General features: G+C 45.1%; 21 protein-coding genes. 16 read left to right on the forward strand and 5 right to left on the reverse strand.

What is annotated here, in order from left to right:
- Positions 1-125 precede the first annotated feature (125 nt).
- A complete protein-coding gene (locus HYN46_RS02510) occupies positions 126-428 on the reverse strand; it encodes a hypothetical protein (RefSeq protein WP_114897957.1) in 303 nt (100 codons plus the stop codon).
- Positions 429-718: 290 nt separating this feature from the next.
- Positions 719-1,963 carry an iron-sulfur cluster carrier protein ApbC gene (gene apbC / locus HYN46_RS02515; RefSeq protein ID WP_114897958.1) on the reverse strand — a complete coding sequence of 415 codons (1,245 nt, stop codon included), beginning with the start codon at positions 1,961-1,963 and terminating at the stop codon, positions 719-721.
- A gap of 170 nt (positions 1,964-2,133) precedes the next feature.
- On the opposite strand from apbC, the gene metG reads away from it, so the two are divergent.
- Positions 2,134-4,251 (forward strand): methionine--tRNA ligase, encoded by a 2,118-nt coding sequence (gene metG, locus HYN46_RS02520; RefSeq protein WP_114897959.1) that lies wholly within the window; start codon positions 2,134-2,136, stop codon positions 4,249-4,251.
- Between the two features lie 128 nt (positions 4,252-4,379).
- Positions 4,380-5,423, forward strand: a complete 1,044-nt coding sequence (locus HYN46_RS02525) for a DUF4349 domain-containing protein (protein WP_114897960.1) — start codon at positions 4,380-4,382, stop codon at positions 5,421-5,423.
- A gap of 50 nt (positions 5,424-5,473) precedes the next feature.
- Here HYN46_RS02525 and orn read toward each other — a convergent pair whose 3' ends face one another.
- A complete protein-coding gene (gene orn / locus HYN46_RS02530) occupies positions 5,474-6,055 on the reverse strand; it encodes an oligoribonuclease (protein WP_114897961.1) in 582 nt (193 codons plus the stop codon).
- Positions 6,056-6,219: 164 nt separating this feature from the next.
- Here orn and rsgA point away from each other — a divergent pair, with 164 nt between their 5' ends.
- From rsgA to HYN46_RS02590, 12 genes are all read left to right on the forward strand, one after another.
- The gene (gene rsgA, locus HYN46_RS02535; RefSeq protein ID WP_114897962.1) at positions 6,220-7,296 is read left to right on the forward strand and encodes a ribosome small subunit-dependent GTPase A; all 1,077 of its coding nucleotides are present in this window, start codon (positions 6,220-6,222) and stop codon (positions 7,294-7,296) included.
- A 225-nt stretch (positions 7,297-7,521) separates the two neighbouring features.
- Positions 7,522-7,938, forward strand: a complete 417-nt coding sequence (locus HYN46_RS02540; RefSeq protein WP_114897963.1) for a rhodanese-like domain-containing protein — start codon at positions 7,522-7,524, stop codon at positions 7,936-7,938.
- A 63-nt stretch (positions 7,939-8,001) separates the two neighbouring features.
- Positions 8,002-8,292: a glutaredoxin 3 gene (grxC, locus tag HYN46_RS02545; protein ID WP_114897964.1), complete on the forward strand. Its 291-nt coding sequence runs from the start codon at positions 8,002-8,004 to the stop codon at positions 8,290-8,292.
- 117 nt (positions 8,293-8,409) lie between these two features.
- Positions 8,410-8,904 (forward strand): protein-export chaperone SecB, encoded by a 495-nt coding sequence (gene secB / locus HYN46_RS02550; protein WP_114897965.1) that lies wholly within the window; start codon positions 8,410-8,412, stop codon positions 8,902-8,904.
- Positions 8,905-9,158: 254 nt separating this feature from the next.
- Entirely contained in the window at positions 9,159-10,310 is a 1,152-nt protein-coding gene (locus tag HYN46_RS02555) for a mechanosensitive ion channel family protein (protein WP_114897966.1), read from the forward strand.
- A gap of 147 nt (positions 10,311-10,457) precedes the next feature.
- A complete protein-coding gene (gene dcd / locus HYN46_RS02560) occupies positions 10,458-11,027 on the forward strand; it encodes a dCTP deaminase (RefSeq protein ID WP_114897967.1) in 570 nt (189 codons plus the stop codon).
- 379 nt (positions 11,028-11,406) lie between these two features.
- Positions 11,407-12,936, forward strand: coding sequence for a hypothetical protein (locus HYN46_RS02565; RefSeq protein WP_114897968.1), 1,530 nt, complete (start codon positions 11,407-11,409; stop codon positions 12,934-12,936).
- Between the two features lie 14 nt (positions 12,937-12,950).
- Positions 12,951-13,625, forward strand: a complete 675-nt coding sequence (locus HYN46_RS02570; RefSeq protein WP_162818070.1) for a hypothetical protein — start codon at positions 12,951-12,953, stop codon at positions 13,623-13,625.
- Positions 13,609-15,780, forward strand: a complete 2,172-nt coding sequence (locus HYN46_RS02575; RefSeq protein WP_114897970.1) for a DUF6160 family protein — start codon at positions 13,609-13,611, stop codon at positions 15,778-15,780. The genes HYN46_RS02570 and HYN46_RS02575 overlap by 17 nt, the downstream gene beginning before the upstream one ends.
- Before the next feature lie 66 nt (positions 15,781-15,846).
- Positions 15,847-17,127 (forward strand): hypothetical protein, encoded by a 1,281-nt coding sequence (locus HYN46_RS02580; RefSeq protein WP_114897971.1) that lies wholly within the window; start codon positions 15,847-15,849, stop codon positions 17,125-17,127.
- Between the two features lie 140 nt (positions 17,128-17,267).
- Positions 17,268-18,662 (forward strand): hypothetical protein, encoded by a 1,395-nt coding sequence (locus HYN46_RS02585; RefSeq protein WP_114897972.1) that lies wholly within the window; start codon positions 17,268-17,270, stop codon positions 18,660-18,662.
- A gap of 326 nt (positions 18,663-18,988) precedes the next feature.
- Entirely contained in the window at positions 18,989-19,948 is a 960-nt protein-coding gene (locus HYN46_RS02590) for a DMT family transporter (RefSeq protein WP_114897973.1), read from the forward strand.
- Positions 19,949-20,002: 54 nt separating this feature from the next.
- On the opposite strand, the gene HYN46_RS02595 is transcribed toward HYN46_RS02590, so the two are convergent.
- Complete coding sequence (locus HYN46_RS02595; protein ID WP_114897974.1) at positions 20,003-20,641, reverse strand: PilZ domain-containing protein; 639 nt, start codon at positions 20,639-20,641, stop codon at positions 20,003-20,005.
- Positions 20,642-21,056: 415 nt separating this feature from the next.
- Here HYN46_RS02595 and HYN46_RS02600 point away from each other — a divergent pair, with 415 nt between their 5' ends.
- Both HYN46_RS02600 and lolD read left to right on the forward strand, forming a co-directional pair.
- Positions 21,057-22,292 (forward strand): lipoprotein-releasing ABC transporter permease subunit, encoded by a 1,236-nt coding sequence (locus HYN46_RS02600; protein WP_114897975.1) that lies wholly within the window; start codon positions 21,057-21,059, stop codon positions 22,290-22,292.
- Entirely contained in the window at positions 22,285-23,037 is a 753-nt protein-coding gene (gene lolD, locus HYN46_RS02605; RefSeq protein WP_114897976.1) for a lipoprotein-releasing ABC transporter ATP-binding protein LolD, read from the forward strand. The genes HYN46_RS02600 and lolD overlap by 8 nt, the downstream gene beginning before the upstream one ends.
- A 43-nt stretch (positions 23,038-23,080) precedes the next feature.
- Here the strand turns inward: lolD and HYN46_RS02610 are convergent, their stop codons facing one another.
- Positions 23,081-23,662: a DUF2062 domain-containing protein gene (locus HYN46_RS02610; protein WP_114897977.1), complete on the reverse strand. Its 582-nt coding sequence runs from the start codon at positions 23,660-23,662 to the stop codon at positions 23,081-23,083.

Below are 23,662 nucleotides of genomic sequence, written 5' to 3' on the forward strand. Positions count from 1 at the left end.
AATACACTCCATTTGGATAAATTTTACATGAATTATACAGAAGTCAATTGATTTTAAAATAACCAAAAAAAGAAATATTTATACGCTCTCTGAGCGAAACTCACGATCCCTGATCAGCTACCCATTTATTTCGCTGATTTGACCTCATCCAGCATAAATTTATACTGTTCTGCATTGATGGATTTTACCTTATCTAATACGTCTATAAACTTTTGCGTCGTTAAACAGGCTTTCTTGGGATACTCATCTTTTTTTGATGCTTTGGTCACATCGATGATTTTCTGCATGAGCGATTTTTTTCTTTGCTCAAATTCATTAAAAGTTGAAGATTTTATGATGGTGATCATGATTTCAGAAACTCTTTCGGGTTTCCAGTTCAGAGCTTTCTTTTTCGATTCAATTTCTTGTTTTATTTCCTCTTCAAGCACATGACTTAGAAGTCATTAGGCTTTGATAGTTTGCTTTGAATGTCTCTCCTGATGTTTTGGCAGCATCAGGTCCATCACATGTTTCGGCATGCAGACTGGTGATTAAAAGCGAGAAAATAAACGAAGATTTGATGAGTAGGGAGAGACGCATAGAGGTTGTCATGGTCATAAATGGATAAGCGAAGAGATTAACGATATTAATGACATTTAATATGCACAGTTAATCTTAGTCATAATGATAATCTACCATGATAAGAAAATAATCTAAACGGATTAAACCAGCTTTTCTCTCAGAAAATCCGCTTCCCATCCCTTTCATGCACTTCCCCCAGCTTCTCAACTTCACGAATCACATTGAGCGCAATCTGCTCATAGAGTGGCGCAGCAGCATCACCGGCGACCACACTCGGCGTACCTGTATCCGCATTAATCCGAATTGAACTCGCCAGCGGTAGGCGACCAAGCAGAGGCACATGATATTGCGCCCCCAATTTCTCACCACCACCCGCACCAAAGATCTCGTCAATATGCCCACATTGGCTACAGACGTGGAGCGCCATATTCTCAATCACGCCCAATACAGGGATATTCACTTTATTAAACAGCTCAATACCTTTCTGCGCATCTAAAAGCGCAATGTGCTGCGGTGTCGTGACGATCACCGCACCTGAAACAGGGATGCGCTGCGCCAGTGTCAATTGGATATCCCCAGTACCCGGCGGCATATCGATCACCAGATAGTCGAGCTCAGGCCAGTTGGTCTGACCGAAGAGTTGCATGAGTGCGCCTGTGGCCTTAGGACCACGCCATACGATTGGGGTGTTGTCATCACCCGTAAGATTACCAATCGATAGGACTGCAAGTCCGTGCGCTGCGATAGGCACAAATTGATCGTTCTCAATTAGTGGTGTTCTGCCTGCGATGCCCAGCATGGTTGGAATACTCGGACCATAAATATCCGCATCCAGCATGCCGACTTTCGCACCTGTTTTTTGTAAGGCGAGGGCAAGATTGACCGCAGTCGTTGATTTACCAACACCCCCTTTTCCGGATGCAACGACGATGATATGGCGAATGCGAGGGTGGGCTTTGAGTTCAGTTTGTTTCGGAGGCACTGGGCGAGTAGGTGTTGAAGTTGGCACTGGTGCACTGGCATCGGTGACGATGGGCAATTTATTCTCTGGCGCAGGTTGTGGTTTCTGTGCTGCGGCGCTGCCAGAAACTTTCTGCGAAACCAAATGCAGATTGAGTTCGTTGATGCCGCGTGGCTCAAGCGCATTGGCCAGTTCATCATGCAGTGCCTGTGCATCACCCGTGAATCCAGCAGGCAGCTTGAGGCTCAGATTCAACGTACTTCCGACACGTTCTCGTTGAGTGACGAGTTCGGCAATACGGTGTGTTGTTCCTGACAGAATTTGCACATTTAAAATTTCATTGATCAGGTCATCATTGATTTCCACTGCGGCAGCATCATGATTGACGGCACCTTTGCTATCATCCGCTTGAGCAAAAAGGTTTTTAATTCGGTCAAACATGGGAACTTCCTCGGACTATGATTCAAGATGTAGCATGACGCGCAGGTACGCGTGACTCATTTCGATGCTAATTTTATCAATTTTAATGAGCGACGCGCCACAATAGCACAGGCGATTCCGGCGTAGTTTTGCTATATTAGTCATATTAGGAATAAATATGAGTAAAGTCTGTGTCTAAGAATGCTTTTCATCAAAGCAATGCAACTCCGAACAACCATTCTGGTCGTAAAATTTTGGTCACCAGTGCATTGCCTTATGCCAATGGTCCGATTCATTTAGGACATTTGGTCGGTTATATCCAAACTGATATTTGGGTGCGGGCGATGCGTGCACAGGGTCATCAGGTCATCTACGTGTGCGGTGATGACGCACACGGCACGGCGATCATGCTCAAAGCACAAGCCAATGGCGTGACGCCAGAACAACAAATTGCCCAAGTGCAGCGCGAACACGAGCGTGACTTTGCGGGCTTTTATGTCGGCTTTGATCAATACCATTCCACGCACAGTGAAGAAAACCGTAAGCGCGCGAGTGAAATCTATATCGCCAATCGTGACGCTGGGCATATCAGCGTCCGTCCAGTGCGCCAGCTTTTTGATCCTGAAAAAGGCTTATTCCTTGCCGATCGTTTCATCAAAGGCGAGTGTCCAAAGTGCGGCGCTAAAGATCAATACGGCGATTCCTGTGAAGTGTGTGGTAGCACCTATAACGCCACCGAACTAAAAAATCCGTTTTCAACGCTGAGCGGCGCTGTACCTATCGAGAAAGAATCAGAGCATTATTTCTTTCAACTGCCCCACTTTGCAGAATTTCTGCAAGAGTGGACGCGCGGTGAAGGGCGCTTGCAAGCCAGCATCAGCAATAAACTCGGTGAGTGGTTTGAGTCAGGTTTAACTGACTGGGATATTTCACGTGATGCGCCGTATTTCGGTTTTGAAATTCCAGACGCCCCAAACAAATACTTCTATGTGTGGGTTGATGCGCCAATTGGTTACATGGCGAGCTTTGAGCACTTGTGCAGTAAGCGTCATGATCTCAAGTTTGATGAGTATTTTGGCAAAGACAGTAAAACCGAGCTCTATCATTTTATTGGTAAAGACATCGTTTATTTCCACTCACTCTTTTGGCCAGCCATGCTTGAAGGTGCGGGCTATCGCACGCCAACGGGCATCTTTGCCAATGGTTTCTTGACCGTAAACAAAGAGAAAATGAGTAAGTCACGCGGGACTTTTATTAAAGCCGAAACTTACTTAGAACATTTGAATCCTGAATATTTGCGGTACTACTTTGCGAGTAAATTGTCCGATACAGTTGAAGATATCGACTTAAATCTTGAAGACTTTACGCTGAAAGTAAATAGTGATTTGGTTGGTAAAGTCGTCAATATTGCAAGTCGCTGTGCGGGATTCATTACCAAGAAGTTCGATGGCAAACTTGCACCCATTTCCAGTGAGCCACAGTTACTGCAAGACTTCATTGATGCCGGTGCCGCTATTGGTCAGGCCTATGAGCAGCGTGAATTTAGCCGTGCGATTCGCGATATCATGGCATTGGCTGACCGTGCCAATCAGTACATTGATGAGAAGAAACCATGGGCTTTGGCGAAAGTTGAAGGCATGGAGTCCGAAGTGCATGCGGTTTGTTCAACAGGACTGAATCTTTTCCGTCAGTTGATGGTCTATCTGTCACCAATCCTACCGACGATGGCTGGGCAAGTGCAGGCGTTCTTGAATCTAAACTCACTGGACTGGAATAGCCGTTTTGATGTGTTGCTGGATCATGAGATCGCGACCTTCCAACCACTGATGCAGCGTGTAGAGAAGGACAAAGTTGATGCGATGGTTGATGCATCAAAAGATACGTTAGCACCAGCACCCGTAGCACCGGCCGTTAAAGCAGCGGCAAAATCTGCTAAGGCTGCGTCATCTGATAAAGCTAAACCAGCAGCGACCACTGAAGGCGGCGTGATCGGGATTGATGATTTCCTGAAAGTCGAAATGCGTGTTGCCAAGATTTTGAATGCTGAAACGGTTGAAGGTTCAGACAAGCTCTTGCAACTGACTCTGGATGCAGGCGAGGCGGAACCACGGACTGTGTTTAGCGGTATACGTGGGGCTTATGCACCTGAGGCGCTGATCAATCGTCTAACGATTGTGGTTGCCAATCTTGCACCGCGTAAGATGCGCTTCGGTATGTCGAATGGCATGGTGCTGGCTGCGGGAAATGATGATGGGATCTTCTTGCTGTCGCCGGATAGTGGGGCGAAAGCAGGGGATCGCGTGAGTTAATCAACGCACTTAACTTGTGGTCTTGTGGTGTGGCTTTTTCCGCCTGAGCGTTTGACGTCTCAGGCGGATTTTACATTTTGATATCTATAAATTCTATGCGCTTTTCATGTAAAGGATGAGTGAGTGTTATGTCAAATGCTTCTAAAGTCAGTGCAGTTGCACTCAGTACCATACTCCTGATTTCTTGCTCAAAGAAAGCCGAGCAATCCGACTCCGCGCAAGAAGCCATGGCACCAGCACCACAGGCCGCCTCAGGAGAAATGGTCGCGGGAAGTCAGGCTGATGCCAAGTCAGCTTCTTTTGATGCCCCGCAAGTCAGTAAGGTCGAACAACTGACCTCGACTGTTGCGACCTACAATGATGTTGAGCGCAAATTTATCCGCACTGCAACAGTGAATTTTGGGGTCAAAGATGTTTATCAGTCGGCATTAGCGATTGAGGACGCCGCAGCAGCGCAGGGCGGTTTTGTGACCAAAAATGATATTAAATCAACTCCTCAAGAGAGTGCCCACTATAGTAGTGCGGAAGGGAAGATCGTTGATGTTGTGGAGTATGCGATAGAAGGTCAACTGGTTGTGCGTATCCCAAGCCAGAAAACACAGGATTTCCTCCGTGCCATCGTGACCCAAATAGAATTTTTAGAGAATCGTAGTTTTGAAGCGCATGATGCTCAGTTTGAGATGCTGCGTCAGCAACTTGAGGCGATTCGTCAGCAGCTTGCACAAGCGCAGTTAAGCGCACTTGCACAGCAAAAAGGCAATATCGCACAAAAGACCGATGCGATCGATGCCAGTACGCAAAGCAAGGCAGCCAGAGATGAAGCCTTAATCAAACAAAAAGAATTTGAAGATCAAGTTGCCTTTGCCACCATCACGATCGATATTCATCAACCCAACAAAGTGCGTAAAACTGAAAGTAACGATCTAAATCGAGTTGTAGCAGAGAGTCGGCCAAACTTCTTTAAACGCCTCGCTGATTCATTGTTGATTGGATGGTATGGTGTTGTAGATTTTTTGATTGAGTTTATGAAGGTATGGCCATTGTGGCTGTTTATTGGATTGGTGACTTTTGGTATTTATCGCTTTCGGAAAGGGCGCAAGCTTGTGATTCGATCGAAAGGGAAAGAAAATCAATCTGATAAAAATACGTCAAACGATAAGGCAGATAGTTAAATAAAATAGGAGGCTAGACGTTATATCAGCCTCTTATTTACGGATACTACTTAATTCGCTCTAAAAAAATACTCGCGATAGTAGCGAAGCTCACGAATCGAATCACGTACGTCATCTAGAGCAAGATGACTAGAATCCTTCTTTAAGCCATCCATAATTTCTGGACGCCAGCGACGTGCCAGCTCTTTAATCGATGAAACGTCAAGATTACGGTAGTGGAAGAACTGTTCTAGCTCGGGCATGAGACGATGCATAAATCGACGGTCTTGGCAGATTGAATTCCCACACATTGGTGACTTTTTCGGATCAACCCATTTTTTTAGGAATTCTAAGGTCTCAAGTTCTACGTCACGTGCCGATTTGGTACTGCGGCGTACGCGTTCAATGAGGCCCGATTGTCCATGCTGGCGCGTATTCCACTCATCCATTGCATTTAAAATCACATCGGATTGATGTACAGTCAGCACTGGACCTTCAGCTAGGATGTTTAAATGCTCATCGGTTACAATCGTTGCAATTTCAATGATCTGATCTTTATCCGTATCGAGCCCCGTCATTTCTAAATCGATCCAGATCAGGCGCTGGCTGGTATTTGCGGCTGAGCCGCTTGTGTTTGTAGGTGCAGTTGCCATTAAAATCTCAATAAGTCGCATCAAAGTGCTTATACTATCAATATTCTTATCAAGATTGGGTTGGATCGTTTCATGCGCGTCGTTTTAATTCGTATAGTGCAGTCTTTAGACACTTGTGTTGCAGCAGATTCAGTTCGTGCCGCGCATACAGCATTGATTCGATAATGGCGCTCATTCGTAAACGTCGCCTGACGAACCAGCAAACCCGTCGTATCGAAGCGCAGCAAACGCGACGTGTGGATGAAGAGAGCGATGGCGAACTGCGTGAGGGGCTGATTATTACCCACTATGGGCGCCAACTCTTGGTTCAAGAACTGGAAGAAAACATCGATTCCCCAGTCGTTACAGAGTCGCAAGGCCACTCACCCCAAGATATTCCTTTAATCGATCAGCAAGGCTCTGATCAACTCAGCCAAAAAATCTGGCGTTGTCATGCGCGTACCAATTTACCTGTACTGGTTACAGGAGATCGGGTGCGTTTTCAAGTGGATGAAAATACTGAACTTGGCGTGATCACGGCATTACATCCTCGTGCCAGTTTGCTTACCCGACCCGATCGCTATCATAAGGTCAAACCTGTTGCGGCCAACGTGACGTTAATCGTCGTGGTCTTTGCCGCTTTACCTGTACCATCACCCTTACTGATTGACCGTTATTTGGTGGCTTGCCAGCAGGCCGATATTCCAGCGCTATTGGTTTTGGGTAAGGCTGATCTCTTAACCCCAGAGGATGGGCTGGTCGATTTGCTGGCTGAATACAACGCATTGGGTTATGACACCTTGACGGTACAAACCGATGGTGATCTGTCAGAATTGATTGCCAAAATGGCTGATAAAACAGTGGTTTTTGTGGGCCAGTCGGGTGTAGGGAAAAGTTCCCTGATTAATGCCCTGATTCCCGATGCCAATCTTAAAGTGAATATCATCTCAGAGAACTCGGCACTCGGTCAGCATACGACGACGACGACGACACTATTACCATTGCCTAATGGCGGCGCATTGATTGATTCGCCGGGCATTCGTGAGTTTGGGGTCTGGCATCTCACGGTTGATGCGATTCGCAACGGGTTTATTGAAATGTATCCCTATTATGGCATGTGTCGCTTTCGTAATTGCTTGCATAAGAATGAGCCGGGTTGCGCGTTGATCGCTGCGGCGGCAGAAGGGAAGGTGCTACCTAGACGTTTGGCGAGCCTCAATCGCTTGGAAGATGAGGCGCGTGAGGCGGAAAAGAACGCTTAAGATAAAAAAAACGTCATTCTGCTGATATAGATCTTGAAAATTGATGACGGCGACATTATCAATGAAAAACGATAGAGTCGCCTGCACAGTCATGTCATCATTTAGGCATGATTGCTTGATAACTTGATACAATCCGCATCGGGTTTTTTCAAAAGATAGCAAGCCAAGTGGCTTGTCTAAATTTGCTTACTTCTAAAGTGGCTTAAACAGTTTAAGGTGAATGTTTTGGAACGTTTTATTGAATTCATGCAACACCATCCGATTTTATTCGGCATTTTGGGCGTCTTGGCGGTTGCATTCTTTATTTTAGAAAGCAAGCGCAGTGGCCGCAAGATTTCGCCGCAGGCATTGGGTGGTTTCGTTAATCGTGAGAAAGCAGTGATTGTGGATCTGCGTGATGCGAAAGAGTTTCGTGAAGGTCACATCAGTGGCAGCCGTAATATTCCACTCAGTAGCCTCAAAAACCACTTGGACGAACTCCGTGAAATTAGCCAGCCCATTGTGATGGTCTGCAAGATGGGTCAAACCTCGGGCAGTGCCGTGCAGCAGGTCGGTGGCGAAAACTTGTATCGACTTGAAGGTGGTATTTTGGGTTGGCAAGGTCAAGGTTTACCTCTGGTCAAGCCAACTGGCAAAAAGTAATAAGCGGGTTTCGTGAAGTTTGCACGATCGACGTTGAATTGAAATGAATGAGGACTATAGTTGATGAATACTGCAGTACAACAAGCCGAAGGTGCTGATGCTCCTGTCACTATTTATAGTACGCCAGTATGTCCTTATTGCGTGCGCGCCAAGCAACTTTTACAGCGTAAAGGTGTGGCGTATAACGATATCGATTTGAGTCGTCAACCCGAAGAGGCGCGTATTGAGTTAATGCAAAAGACTAAACAACGCACCGTGCCGCAAATATTTGTCAAAGACACTTTTATTGGTGGTTTTGATCAATTGTATGCGCTGGAGCAACGCGGCGAACTGGATAAGATGTTGGCCGAATAAACCTTTTTTGTATAAGTAAAGCTGTTTTTTATCGATGTTTTGGCATGTCTGTATAGATCGGTTTGACTAAAATGACATGCCTTCAAATTTAAACTAAAGACCTAAGGACGATTGACCATGAGCGATGAATCACAAGTAGCACCAACAGAAACCCCAGGCGCAGAAACCCAACCACAGTTGGCGCTTGAGCGTATTTATTTAAAAGACTTGTCGTTCGAAGTGCCAAGCGCCAAAGTTTTCACCAGTGAATGGCAGCCTGAGCTAAACATCAATTTGTCTAGCAATGCTGAACAGCTTGACCCAAGCCACTTTGAGGTGGTATTGAGCGTAACGTTGACTGCGAATAATGGTGGTTCACCAGCATATATCGCTGAAGTCAAACAAGCGGGTATTTTCCTGATCGAAAATGTTGCACAAGAGCAATTGCCACAGTTGCTTGGCGCGTACTGCCCAAACATTCTGTTCCCATTTGTGCGTGAAGCATTGAGTGACATCATCACTAAAGGTAGCTTCCCACAATTCTTGCTCGCACCGATCAATTTTGATGCAGCATTTGCTGAAAATGTTGAGCGTCTGCAACAAGAGTCTGCAGCAGCAACAGGTCACGCATAATCGCATGACCTCCTGCACCGCTTGAAACGAGCGAATAGTCGCAGAAAGAAAAGCCCGCACATGTTGCGGGCTTTTTATTTAGAGCGAAAAGTTGGAATTGGGTGTGGGGTTTGCATGTTTTTTTTAGAATAAAGCATATCGTGTCGATATAACGCATTCAGCGCTGACAAAGCGTCATGAGACGGGCAGAATATGCGTTATTATTTATTAAGTTAATTTTTTGAAAAATAGATCAAGGTGTGTAGGCATTTCCGATGGCTTTAGATAACACAATTATTCAGCAAGCAAGTGCAGCAACCACCAATACGCTCCATCAAGCTGGTGCTGCGACCTCACAAGCAGTTGAAAAAACAGTAGCGCATTACAGTGGGATTTATGCGCCCGTCGATAAGTTAATTGATCAATTTATGGATCGAATTCCTTATCTGATCGCGTCTTGTATTGTCCTTGTGCTTTTCTGGTTGTTGGCACGACTATTTAAGTTAGTGATCAAAAGGACACTGACCCATCGGGTACAGAAACGACAAAATTTGGTCAAAGTCTTAAATCGCATCGGCTCAACGACGATCATTTTCATTGGTGTATTGATTGCCATGGTCGTTGCCATCCCTGGATTTACTACCACTAAACTGGTCAGTGCCTTGGGGATTGGATCTGTTGCGATCGGTTTTGCGTTTAAAGATATTTTTCAGAATATGCTGTCTGGCATCTTGATTCTGTTGTCTGAGCCCTTTCGGATCGGAGATCAGATTATCATGGGTTCATTTGAAGGAACGGTTGAAGATATCCAGATTCGCGCAACCTATATTCGAACCTATGATGGTCGCCGTATCGTGATTCCTAATGCGCAGCTATATACCACCCCGGTTACCGTGAATACGGCATTCCGTCGTCGCCGCAACCAGATTGATATCGGTATTGGTATGGGGGATGATGTGGGCGTTGCGAAGACTGCGATTTTAGAAGCGTTAAAAAAGTGCGACACCGTCACAGCAAATTCGAATCCAACTATTGTAGCGACAGGTTTTAGTGATTTTGCTTTGATACTACGATTACGTTGGTGGATTGAGGACAGTGCGCAAATGGACATTACTGATTCCATGGATCAGGTTTTAATTGCCATTAAATATGCGTTGACCGATGCTGGTATTGATTTGCCTTATCCGACGTCGCAAGTATTGCTTCATGATCAGACGGAAGAAACCGATGGTGATCGTCTCAGACAGCGTGAAGGCTGGCCTGCGAGAGCCGATCAGAAAAATCCACGTTCCTTGGTTCGTGCCCGTTACGATCTGCGTAGAAGTGAGCGCGAGCTTGATCTGCCAGCAGATCGTGGTGTGCGTACAGCTGAGCCCGCGCCAAGTACCCGTGACGAAAGCGAAAGTGCTAATCCACAGCGGGATTAATCAGATCGTTTTGAGCTGATACATATCTTGAAAAGAAGAGGCTCAGTTATGGGTCCCTCTTCTGGGATGCTTTATAAAGCGCCGTAAATCGCGTACATTAAGCCCCAATACGAATACGTTAAATTTTTGTCAATTTTAGGGAAGTGTATGTCCATTAAATCAGATCGTTGGATTCGCCAGATGAGTGAGCAACATGGCATGATCGAGCCATATGCTGCCGGACAAGTTCGCCATGATGCGAATAATGAAAAATTGATCTCTTATGGTGTATCTAGTTACGGCTACGATGTGCGCTGTGCGCGTGAGTTTAAAGTTTTTACCAACGTCTATTCAGCGATCATTGATCCTAAGAATTTTGATGAAAAGAGCTTTGTGGATATCGAGTCAGATGTTTGTATCATTCCGCCAAACTCATTTGCGCTGGCTAGAACGGTAGAATTTTTTCGCATTCCGCGTAATGTACTGACGATCTGCCTTGGCAAATCGACCTATGCACGCTGCGGGATTATTGTGAATGTCACGCCGTTGGAGCCAGAGTGGGAAGGTCATGTGACACTCGAATTTTCCAATACCACCAATCTACCTGCAAAGATCTATGCTGGTGAAGGTGTTGCCCAGATGCTCTTTTTTGAGTCTGATGAAGTCTGCGAAACGTCCTATAAAGATCGTGGTGGAAAGTACCAAGGTCAACGCGGCGTCACTTTACCTAAGGCTTAAATAATGATCTAAAAAATAGGCATAAATGCATGCCTATTTTGGATTACGTTTGTTGTAGTCTTTAGCTTACATTAATAACTATTATTATTATATTTGAGGCGGAATGCTCATTTTGACTAAATGTTCCGACCAACGGTTTGTTAGGCTGATATCTAATTAAATAATTGTTTTAACTACAAAAATATACTAAGTTAATCCCGTTAAATAGGGTTTATTACATTAGGGCTTTTGCATTTTTTTTTAAATAATTCATAATGCGGATATAAGTGTAAGTTGTGTAAATCAGGAAAGGACAACTGAATAATAACAGCAGTTTGTCTGATCATTTGTCAGGCAAAATAAGTTCGTGGTCTGACTGCACTACGATATGGAGTATGTGATGACTGTGCAATTGCCTGTTGGGACTACCCAATTAGTTAAGCAGATTAAATACAATAAATGTTCCTTAGTGCTGGCTTTATGCTCGGCTTTTTTTGTTGCGCCTGCTTTTGCGCTAGAACAAGCCAGTGACTCAGAGATGAGTGACACGACTGGGGAAGGGTTGGGTTTTTTTGCACAAGACTTTAAGTTTCAAATGCCATCAGTGGCTGGTGACGCAAGTCAGTCGGGTGTTCTTGATCCTGCTAAATTTGGGTCACTATGCCAAATCGCATGTGGTACGTTTGACCCGGGACAGTATGGTAGTTATATCTATGTGAGTCCAATTGGTCCTGCGACGGGTGGCAATAAAACAGATCTTTATATTTATGGGATGTCTATTTCTCAGAGCGGTCCTTTAACTGCTAATCCAGATGGTAGTGTTGTTGTCCCTGCGACTGGTTTGGTTAGCGGAGGGGCAACTGCGCATGACAAACTTTTTAGTGGTACCGGTATTAACTGGGGTACTGCAGCGGATGCGTTCGGTTTGCAGGTGCTTACGTCAAATGCTGTTGGATTAGATGGTCAAGCTGTAAGTGGCGGAGTTCCTTATTTACAAATCTCGGCGCCCTCAAGCACGGTATCTACTGATTCATCCAATAATATCCGATTGGGTCTTTGGATGAATGTGTTGCAATACGATACGAGTACCAATGCCGCGACATCAAATGCCACTACTAATTCAGTAGGTGTTGCGGGTCCTGCATTGCAAATTCAGGGAATCTGGGATGGATTTGGCATTAATGGTACGCAAATTAATTTGTATTCGACACCAGGTTGTCCATCGGCTACGTGTAGTTCTGGCGGTGGAGTCACGTTAGGAACGGGTAACTCAGATTATGCTAATACTTTGGGGATTTCTGGACGGTTACGTTTTAATAGTCAAAAAAATGGTGTACTGCGTCTATCTGTAGCGGAAAGCTCGATTGGTAAGTTTGATTCGTATGAAGGTATTTATATCCAGAATTTGGATATCAACTTGCCCTTGGGTAATTTAAATTATCAGCCCTTGATTTTGTCTACAAATTCTTCAGGGCAGGTTTCCTTGGAGCTTGCGCGTATCCCTAATGTTGACACAGCATATAAACAATTCTATATCGATTATGGTACGTCAACTGCTCTTGGAACCAGTGGCGCACTTACTCCTGCTGCGGGTATGTGCACGGGGACATCGTGTCCATCAACGGCGACTCACGGTAATTTGACCATAGGTGATGTGTACGTCAATAACGGTACGGCAGTGGCAGGGGTCACTATAAACGGCACAACGGGTTATGCAACGATGCCAAATGGTGATTTAGTTGTTCCTGGCGGAGCTAATGCTTTGTATACCAGTACAGGAGCTGTGGCAGGATCCGCCGTAAATGGTATAACCTTTAAGGCTCCTGGTACTTCTGGTAGTCCTACCAATGGTGCCGCTGTGAATTTAGGCACTGCTGCAATCAGCGGGCTGATGATTAATCACATGAAAATGACATTGACTGGTCTATAAGGAGATTTATGACCATGATTAATCGCATTTATTTTGGCGTATTGTTGTCCTTCCTTTGTTGGGCTGTGCTACCTGCGCATGCCGCACTGAGTACACTGACCAATGACGAGTTAGCGAGCGTAGAGGGGCAGTCCACAGGCGTGCAGTTGGGTCTTGAGTTACGAATCAACCAAGTGAATGCAGGTGCGGGTACTGCTGGGGCATTGATCCCTGCATGCGCTGGTGCCAATGTGGTTTTTTGTCGTTTAGGTATTCAGTTGAATAGTCAGCCGAATTGGCTTTTATTTAAAGGTCTAAATGGCTATATCAATATCCCTAATGTCGTATTATACGGTGCGGATTTATCCCAGTTGCCCGCTGCTCAGGGCGGTGATCCAACTAAACTTCAATCGGCCATTGCAATTAATGTCGCTTTTCCTGATGCTACTCACAATACAGCGATCCAGTTTCGGAATGTTGCCTATACATTAGGGGTTGCTGTCAACAGTAATCAGACATTTGGAACATTAAGTGCTTTAGATAACCAAAAAGCATATCTGAGTTTAACTTCTGCTGGAGTGCTAGGACCACCGCCTGTCTATCCAGCTACAGCAGCGGCATACGACGTTGGCAAAGAAACTGGTGTCATGGGTATTACCATGAATGGCAACCTCAATGTTGGAGGTACGCTCTATGTTTTTGCTAAATAAAATACCAGTAAAAATGACCAAGTTAGCGCTCTCCATTTCAGCCATCACTGTTTTGAATGCAGTTTGTATGTCTGTCTATGCCATGGAGTCTATTTCGGATCAGGCATTAAGTGATGTGACAGGTGCTGATGGGGTAGCTGTTACGGTTCAGGCGGACAAGTTCACCTTTGGTAGCCTTTATTGGGAAGATCAGATCGATAATTCTGGGACCGTTCGTCGTTTGCAATTGGATCAGGCTTCAGCGGCTAATCAGGTGACATTAACGCCGGGCAGTACGACCAATCCATTGATCACTGCTAAAATTAATGCGGGTTCCAGCGGCACAACACCTGCTTTGAGTTTGAACCTAAACATTGCACCTTTTACCTTCTATGCGCCTCGGGTTGAAGTGTGTACCACGACCGTATGCCCCGCAAATAGTCTGGGTGCTTTTGGTATACAAACTACACAGAATTCTCAAATTGCCTTAGCAACTACCAATGGCCTATTTAATAGTGCAGGCACTGCATCGGTAACTATCTTACTAGATGGAGTCAATACTTTCTTTACGTCAAATGGCAACCAGATTGTGGGGGCTGATATTCGTGCAAACATTAGTTCGACGAATGGACGGATCTGGATTGATGCTACTGATGGTCTTCGGTTTGGTGGTGATATTGCTCTAAAAGCAGCCTCTGCATCGCGGGCGGGTATTCAAGCCTCTTTAATGCTGCAGACTGCGCAATCTGGCTCTAGTTTAAATACCGTTTCGCCAACTGCGGGTGGTTTAGTGCGCCTTGGTATTTCTGGCAATGTACTTAATACCAATCTGTATGTTCGTGGTACTAAAGGCACAACAGCAAACGAAGATACCATCGGAGCTCTTGTCGGTAATCAAGGTCTTGCGGCTAGGCTTACAGGGCAAGTGCAGTCTGGTGCGCTTAATGCTGATGGAACAGGGACAGGCTTCCAACTTGAGTTTGGCGGCGTAGGTACAGGTAGCAGTGGTTACGGTATTCAAATGACCAATTTCGTGCCATTTGCTAATGTCTCTGCAGGAACAAACCCGACTTTTGATAGTGGCAATATTTACTTGAATTTAATCAGTACAAGTAATTTGACGATGCCTGTGCAGTGTGTATTCACTGTGGGATCTGATTGTTCTCCTTCAAAAGCAGCTTATACACCCGTCAATCTCTTTGGTTTGACAGCTGCAGATTTTTCTCAGCCGGTTACTGCTGATAGCGTATATATTGGCGTTCGTGGATTAAATATCCAAGGCGTTCCACTACAAACCTATTTTTATCAAAATGGTGTAGGTCGAATCACCAGTGGTGCGGTACCTGGTTTTGCATTGATGCCCGTGCTCAATAATGTAAATGCGAATCTGACTTTAAATGCGGCTAGTGCGACAACATTAGGTTATACCTTGGCAGTCAGTACTCAAGGGACAAATGGTCAAACGGGTGAGATAGGCAATAATTCGGCGACTGAAGTAAAAACCACGAGTTTGTTTTTAGCTGACACCAGTACACCCTCAAAAGCGCAGTATATCGGTCTTAGAAATATTAACTTATTTTTAGAGGCAAATGGTGTCATCCAAGTTAATGATACGTCGACAGATGCAACCTGCGCGACGCATTGTATTAAATTAACGCTGCCAAATTTTCTGCTAGCTATGTCTGGGGAGTTGGCCGCTGGTTATCTTCCAGGTGCGGAACCAACTGGGTTTGCGAAATTTTCTGATCAGACCAATAATAAAGATAAAATATATGGTGTGAATGTCAAATTAAAGGGTGCGAGCAATAGCACGACCAATAGCGTAGGCTTAAGCACGACGAGTACCGGAGCACTTGGTTTGAGTGCAGACTTAACGCTGAACAGTGATGCATCTAGTTTTATTCGATTGGTTGAGCCGACAGGTTCTGCCTTGGGATTAGATGGCCTCACGGGTCGCATACAATTGGGTAGTGGTAGTCAAATTAGTGTTAACGCAACCAGTGGCACATTCACCAATGTGTTGAATATCAATCCTGGAAGTGTAGTCGGCGGGGAGCTTTTGGGAACATTGAATTTTTATCCAAATAGCGGTAGTAGTGTATATAGTCTAGGAAAAATCGTGATGACCGGCGGGCAAATTATGAGTAACTTGACCGTTGCCCCAGTGTTGCGCTAAAGAGTTAGGAATTTAATAGAGTATTTAATGGAAAATATAAAGAGATTAAAACTTAGTATAGTTTTTATGGGGGGATTTTTAGCGGGTTTTGCTACACCTGTCAGTGCTATGCAGGTTTTAGATGATCAGACTCTGGGAGAGGAAACTGGTCAAGCTGCTTTTTATACCAGCTATGGTGCGCCATCGGGTACAGGTTCAGGAACGAATTCATCGGACTTTGGGTTCTATACCTTAGGTGTTCAGGGTAAAGTCGATATCAACACCAATATTCAACATCTGCAATTAGGGTGCGGTGGTGTCAATGGTCCAGGCTGTGATATTGATATTAATAATTTAAGTTTGAGTGGTAATCCTGGTACGGGTACGTGCGCTTCAGGTGCTGCCCGTGCAAGTTGCGATGCGACGTTAACGAATCCGTTTCTACGATTAGCGATTAAAAATCCGACTACATTGGCAACCCGTGAAGTTGTAGGGTTGCAGCTCGGTGCACAGAATGTTACCGGATTGCTGACAGCTGGTACCGAAAATAGTACGACCCCAAATGGAATTAATTCGCTCAGTGGTTATATGAGTGTAGCGGCGTCTTCGGGTACTGCAACCACGGCTGCAAGGTCGATGACCTATGCCGATACAGGTAATCAAGCGATCAATGGTCAAGTGAAAGGATCACTGTTGACCAATTCTTGTGGAGGGTTTTTAGACCCTTGTATCAATGTGAGCTATTCATCTACAAACTATACGCTCAATTTGTCTTCTGCAACTGCACCCCTAACTACGAATGCGACAGTAGTCAATGGTAAACGTCTAAGCAGTATTGGACTAACAGGAACCGCCAACGTTGGGCAAATTGATTTCGCGGGTCCACTGACAGCGACGGTTGCAGGTTTTCTGAATCTCAATAAACAAGTTACGGGTAATATCACTGGTTTGATTGCAGATCTAACCATTCAAGAGAATCTTGGATTCGTTCATAGTATTCCGCTGAATAACCCATTTTCACTGTCGCTCCAGAAACAAGACGTGATGTGGCCTGGGGCACCAGCTGTTGCTCAGACCGGTTGGTGGATGGCATTTAATGATCCAATCAATATTGGTAATGTCACGCCTTCATCGCAAGTGCAAATTACAAATGCGGTCTTGGCTCAAGTTATTCCTAAGATTAGTACTTATTTGACGAATAATCCTACGAATTGTGGCAATTTGCTGACGGGTTGTGTAGGTGGTAGCGATTTGGCTGTCGGTAATGTAGCTTTGACCAATGCTCATGTTGCGTTCCCTTTGACGGATTTACAATTAGCAGCACAAAGTTTTCCACCCAACTGCTATGGAAGTTTGAAGTTCTGTTAAAGATAAAAAAACGACCCGTTGGTCGTTTTTTTCTATTAGACTTCGTTGGTTATGTTATGATCTAAACAGAACATAATTTAGTTCATTAAAAAATCGCCGCAGGATGCGACGTATTCGTTATCAACGATAGGGATGTTGGAATGTCTAGATTTTATGACGTCTTAAAAAAACGTTCACTTTATCTTTTGCCTGTTTTAGGGCTATTTGCCTTTACTTTCTCTGTATCTGCTCAAGCAATGAGTCCTTTGGATGAAGATGCGATGAGCAATGTCGTGGGTCAAGCCGCATTTTATACAAATTATACTGCTCAAACAGGATCTGGTGCTCCAGGCAATACTGAGAGTTTTGGATTCTTTACTTTGGGTGTCCAAGGGAACGTGGATCTTAATGCCAATATTCAGCATTTGCAGCTTGGCTGTGGTGGTGTGAATGGTCCTGGTTGTGATATCGATATGACTAATGTGGGTCTCAGTGGTAACCCTGGGGTAGGGAATTGCCCCAGTGGTGCTTCTCGCGCAAGCTGTGATGCGACATTACAAAACCCTTTTTTGCAACTTGCCATCAAAAACCCAACATCATTATCGACGAGACAAGTGGTGGGTATTAATCTCGGTGCGCAAAGTGTATCTGGACTATTGACCGCTGGTCAAAATGATGGCACACCTAACGGGATCAACACACTTAGTGGCTATTTACCAATCGGATCATCTACTGGTACAGCGCAGACTCAAGCCGCAATCTTTGGTACTGGTGCTGGTCAAACGGTAACGGGTAAAGTCGATATTAATATTCTACTTTGTACTACAGGTTGTGGTAGCGGTAAGGGGATCACAACCGACCCGTCAAAATCAGCAGGGCTTTCTATACCGAGTATGAATGTTCCCTTTACGACAGTTGCCACAACGGTTAAGGGTACGAGGCTTACCTCTGCGCCTGTGGTGGCAAATGCCCTTGTTCCAGATATTCCGATTACACCAAGTAGTGGTAGTTTATATGTAAATCTTAATCAAACTGTTTGTGTGGCATTCTTGATTTGTCTCAGCAACACCAAGTTTCAAATGACTTCTACGATCCAAAATTTAGGGGTTAAGATTAATTTCAATGAAGGTTTAGGTTTTATTCATAATTTACCGCTCAGTGGTAATGGCTTAGGTCTATCTTTACAGAGTCAAGCGATCCGCTATCCTACTCCTGGTCGAGCTGCAGACGATATTGCTCAGCCTGGATGGTGGTTATCTGTGCAAAACCCAATCAATTTGGGGGTGCTGAACCCTCAAAATAAAGTGGATATTTCTTCAGCATTTCCTCAGCTTGCAACCATCTTGAGTGCGAAGTTGAATGCCGGTCCTCCTTATCTGATCCCTCCGATTGATACAGGACAGGGCTTGCAAGCGTTAGTTTCTGGTTATCTGACTGCAACCGTACCACCGATCAATTTATCGGGCAGTGTAGCAACCATCGCATTGTCTAACTTGCCTTTGGATGGTAATCAGAATGTAAAACCCAACTGCTATGGCACATTGAAGTTCTGCTAATGTGACATGATTAAAAAAGCAGCCTCAAGGGCTGCTTTTTTAATATTTTCAATAAAGCATTGACGATTTTAAACCAAGCGTTCATGATCAAGGCATGAACATTCGTATGATTTCTCTCGCCCAAGTCCCCGTCATTCACACCGCTGTGAAGGCGCGTATCGGCTTATCTGAGCGACTGTAGAGATTGATATGTGGTTCTAATTTCTCAAGGTCGCTCATGTAGCGGCCTTTTTGTTGTGCTCATTTTGTCATACCGATGCGCTATATGATGAGATCAGTTTAATCAATTGCCCGTTTGGGGCGATGGGTGACTTTAGGATAAGGCCGTGAATGCTGAACTTGATACAACTACAACCCTTGCTGGATTGAAGGCAGGACATGCCACAGAGCGTTTTAATACATCGATAGCTTATATTGGCCTCGTCCTGATTTGGTCGACGACGCCGCTATCAGTTGTACTAAGCCTACGTGAGTTAAACCCAATATGGTCTCTCACGATTCGATTTCTGTTGGCGCTCGCCGTTGCTCGCGGTGTGTTGTGGTTGCTTAAAGAGCCATTACCTGTGGATAGAGCTGCAATGCGCTGCTATCTAGTAGGAAGCTTTAGCCTGTTTTGGGCCATGCTATTTACTTATCTGGGCGCGCAATATCTGCCTTCAGGATTAATTTCATTGATCTATGGACTATCGCCCTTGGTGGCGGGTTTCTTTGCCCATGTGGTGTTTAAATCGCAGCGTCTTAACTTTATTCAGTGGGCGGGGATGTTTATTGCGGTCTTAGGTCTGGCGGGCATTTTTGGTGCGGCAAAAATGCAAGGCAATATCGTCGTTGGTATTATCTATGTGTTGCTTGGCGTGCTCTGTTATGTCGGTTCAATTTTTTGGCTGCGTTATGAAAATAACCGAGAGGGCGGTGTCAGTCTACACTCTCTGGCTCAAACAACTGGATCATTGCTTTTGTCAGGCATAGGTCTACTGGTCTTGATTCCGTTTTACTGGGAGCAAAGACCTATGGCAATACCCAGTTGGTTATGTATCAGCGCGATACTCTATAGTGCAACGTTTGCATCGGTGCTGGCCATGTTTTGCTATTTCTATTTGGTGAGCCGAGTCAAGCCTGCAACGTTGTCACTGACAACCGTCATGACACCTATCCTCGCCATGGGGCTCGGGATGTGGATCAACCATGAGAATCTAACATGGTCGATGCTGACAGGAGCTGCAATTGTATTGGCGGGGTTGTTGCTCTATTTTGCACCGGACTGGTGGAGGGCGAAGAGCAATTAAAGGAATGGCAATTTGCGCATCTAGTTTTAGAACGTCGATGCGCATCTATTGGCATTACTCTTCTGCTTTGAATGATTCCGGTAGTTGATACTCTCGTAAACTGGCTTCTTCGATGGTTTTTTGCTGAATACATTCGGCAAGCTTAGAGCGATCATGGGGATGCAAGCTAATGAAATATGCCCCCGTACGGAACCCTTCCAGATCTTCTTCTTCTGAATAGACGGTACGTGCAGTCGCCGCAAGGTGAAACGCATTGCTGGGGTGACTGAGCGTTAGGTGAATATGCGAGCCTGGTGGGATGCGCTCACGGGCGTAAAATGACAAACCACTTTCAGAAATGTTGACGCGGGTAGGGCTGGGCAGTAGGGATTCGACCATACTGTCGTAGAGTGAACCCGTCAGTAGGGCGATTTTCTTATTCATCAGATCAAGTACACGTGCAACCTCAGGCTGCTGCACCGCCAGTGCATCCAGCGTCATTTGTTGGACGGTTTCAAGTTCATCCAATTCGGCTAGCAATAGAAAGTAGCGTGGAATTGCGAACTCAGAATCATAAGGGTCGATCATAGCGCTGGTGCGCGTAATCAATTGATAGTTGATGCGCAACGTATCATTAATGCGTGATAGCAAACGGCGCTCAGTATGCTCTGGGCTTAAGTTGTCGCCAATGTGATGAGTCGTCGTAGTTTCCATATAACATCCTATTATGCTCTGGCGAATGCAACGCCAATTTTTTTGGTATCCTTACCAATATCAGTCTGAAGCGATGCTTAATCGCCAGCCTTGTTATTTACAAATTTTGTAATGTTTAAACTAACATATCAAAAGTGAGTAATACATCACTATTATCAAGTTTTTACGGACAAATATCAAACATCTTGTCTTCTTATGACCAGCAAATTTACTACACACCGTACGATGGGTGTTGCCCTTATAGTTTCCCATTGATCACGTCATTTAACAAGATCAACTTATCATCAATCATATGTAATTAATTCATACATATCTAGCATTTTCTATCAGGTATTCTAGCGATGTATTAGAATAAATCATTCTTTCCCGCGTTTATCTTCGCGTTCATTGTTATTTTGTTTGCTGGAACTTGCGTATGTTCAAACCCGTGTCGTTATTTGTTGGTCTGCGTTACACCCGCGCAAGGCGGAGCAATAAATTTATTTCCATTACTGCTTTTATTTCGACTATAGGCTTTATGGTGGGTGTTGCTGTTCTCATAACAGTATTGTCTGTTATGAATGGTTTTGATCGTGAACTAAAAAACCGTATTCTGGGCATGATCCCGCAGGCTACAGTTTCTTCTAATCAAATTATCCCAGATTGGCAGTTACTTGTGGCTAAGGCTAAACAGCAACCCCATGTGATTGGAGCTGCGCCATTTACGCAAGTTCAGGGCATGTTAACCGCTCAAGGGCAAGTTGCGGGTGTTGTGATCAGTGGAATTGAGCCTGATCTTGAAAAGAATGTATCGATCGTTCAAAACCATATGACGGAAGGTTCTTTAGATGCTTTAACCGATGGCAGTTTTGGCATCGTGATCGGCAAGACTATGGCTGATAACCTAGGCTTAATGAAAGGGGATAAGGTGACATTAGTGTTGCCAGAGGCTACGGCTTCACCTGCTGGGGTTGTGCCGCGATTTAAACGATTTACGATTGTTGGGATATTTAGCGTCGGTGCAGAAATGGACTCCAGCCTAGGCTACATCGCGCTTAATGATGCCGCAAAATTATTGCGTTTGCCTGATGGTGCGCAAGGCGTGCGTTTGAAGTTAGATGACCTTTTTTCAGCCCGTGAAATCTCTAATGATTTTGCGCGAGAACTTCCAAGCGGATTTTATGCCTCCGATTGGACTCAAACACAGGGAAATTTGTTCTCAGCAATACAGATGGAAAGGACAATGCTGGGACTCATTCTCTCTTTAATTATTTTGGTTGCGGCGCTAAATATTTTTTCCAGCTTAGTCATGGTTGTGAATGATAAAAAGGCTGATATTGCTATTCTGCGAACATTAGGAGCCTCACCAAAAACAATAACACGAATTTTTGTCGTTCAAGGCCTTGTGATCGGTGCTGTCGGAACCTTTTCTGGGACTCTACTTGGCATTGGTATTGCGCTAGGCATTAGTCCATTTTTAACTTGGCTTAATAACTTTTTTGGATTGCATCTACTCGATGCGTATTTTGTCAACTATCTGCCTTCAGAGTTACGTTGGACGAATGTTGCCCTTATTGTCGGCATTTCTTTAGTGCTCAGTTTCATCGCAACCATTTATCCAGCACTGCGTGCGGCTCGTATCCAACCTGCTGAGGCGCTGCGTTATGAGTAGTTTAATCGGCAATGCTCAGCAAAATAATGAATCCAAGGTGAATGATTTGACTGTGAATCAACAAAGTAGTTTACCCGTTCTCGCTGCATCCAAACTGTCCAAGACCTTCAATGAAGGCAAAAATAGTGTGACAGTTCTGCACGGTCTAGATTTATCCGTTCAGGCGGGGGAGTTCGTTTCGATCATTGGTTCCAGTGGTTCTGGCAAGAGCACGCTCCTACATCTGCTAGGCGGTCTAGATTTGCCAACTTCTGGCGAAGTGCGTGTGCATGGTGAGCTCCTCTCCGCCATGAATGAAACTAAACGGGGTGATGTGCGCAACAAGTCTTTGGGCTTTGTCTATCAGTTTCATCATCTGCTGGGTGAGTTTGACGCTGTTGAAAATGTCGCGATGCCGCTGCTATTTCGGCGAGATGTGCATGTGGATGAGGCGCGTAGTCAGGCGATCGAGTTATTGAAGAAAGTTGGTCTTGGTCATCGTTTGGATCACAAACCGGGCGAGCTCTCAGGTGGTGAGCGTCAACGTGTGGCTCTGGCACGTGCGCTGGTTACTCGTCCTTCGGTGGTTCTGGCAGATGAGCCCACTGGGAATCTAGATCGTAAAACTGCAACGGATATTCTGGCTTTGCTGGGCGATCTACGCCGAGATTTAGGCATGGCCTTGTTGGTGGTGACTCATGATGAGTCGTTGGCAGGTGCTGCGGATCGTATTATGCATATGCAGGATGGGCGCTGGTTAAGCTAACGTATGCTTGATATAAAAAAGAGCTGCAGGTGCAGCTCTTTTTTTATGATTTTTCCTGATCTTGGCGATATTGTTTACGCTGAATTTGACGCTCGCGTAAGTCTCGAACCACATGCCAGCGCCACAATAGCTTTACCAGAATATTCCCGATCGCTCCCAATACGACGGCTTCAATCAATAAACCGACTAGCAGTGCGCCGAGATTGAAGTGATATTGCGTGGGAACCGCACTTGCAGAGTCCCCGAAGAGGCTGGTGGTCAACTGAATGATGATGTGTTTAATCTGCGTGATGTCCAGCATGGGCACACCAAAAATCAATGAGCCGATACAATAGCTGGAATAGAGAATCGGCAGCATAGTAAAGGGATTAGATATCCAGGTCAGCGCAATTGAAAGCGGCAGATTCACACGGAATAATATCGCACACGCCGCAGCAATCAGCATTTGTGAGGGGAGAGGAATCCATGCACACACAATGCCCCAAAACATCGCCCCTGAAATGGATCGGCGATTAATGTGCCATAAATTTGGGTCAGTAATTCTAGAGCCAAGTCGATGTATGCCGGGAAGCGCTGCGATTCGTTCAGGGGTAGGAATATAACGTCGGATAAATTTTTTGGGCAT

Source organism: Aquirhabdus parva (assembly GCF_003351745.1).
GTDB classification, from domain to species: Bacteria; Pseudomonadota; Gammaproteobacteria; order Pseudomonadales; family Moraxellaceae; genus Aquirhabdus; species Aquirhabdus parva.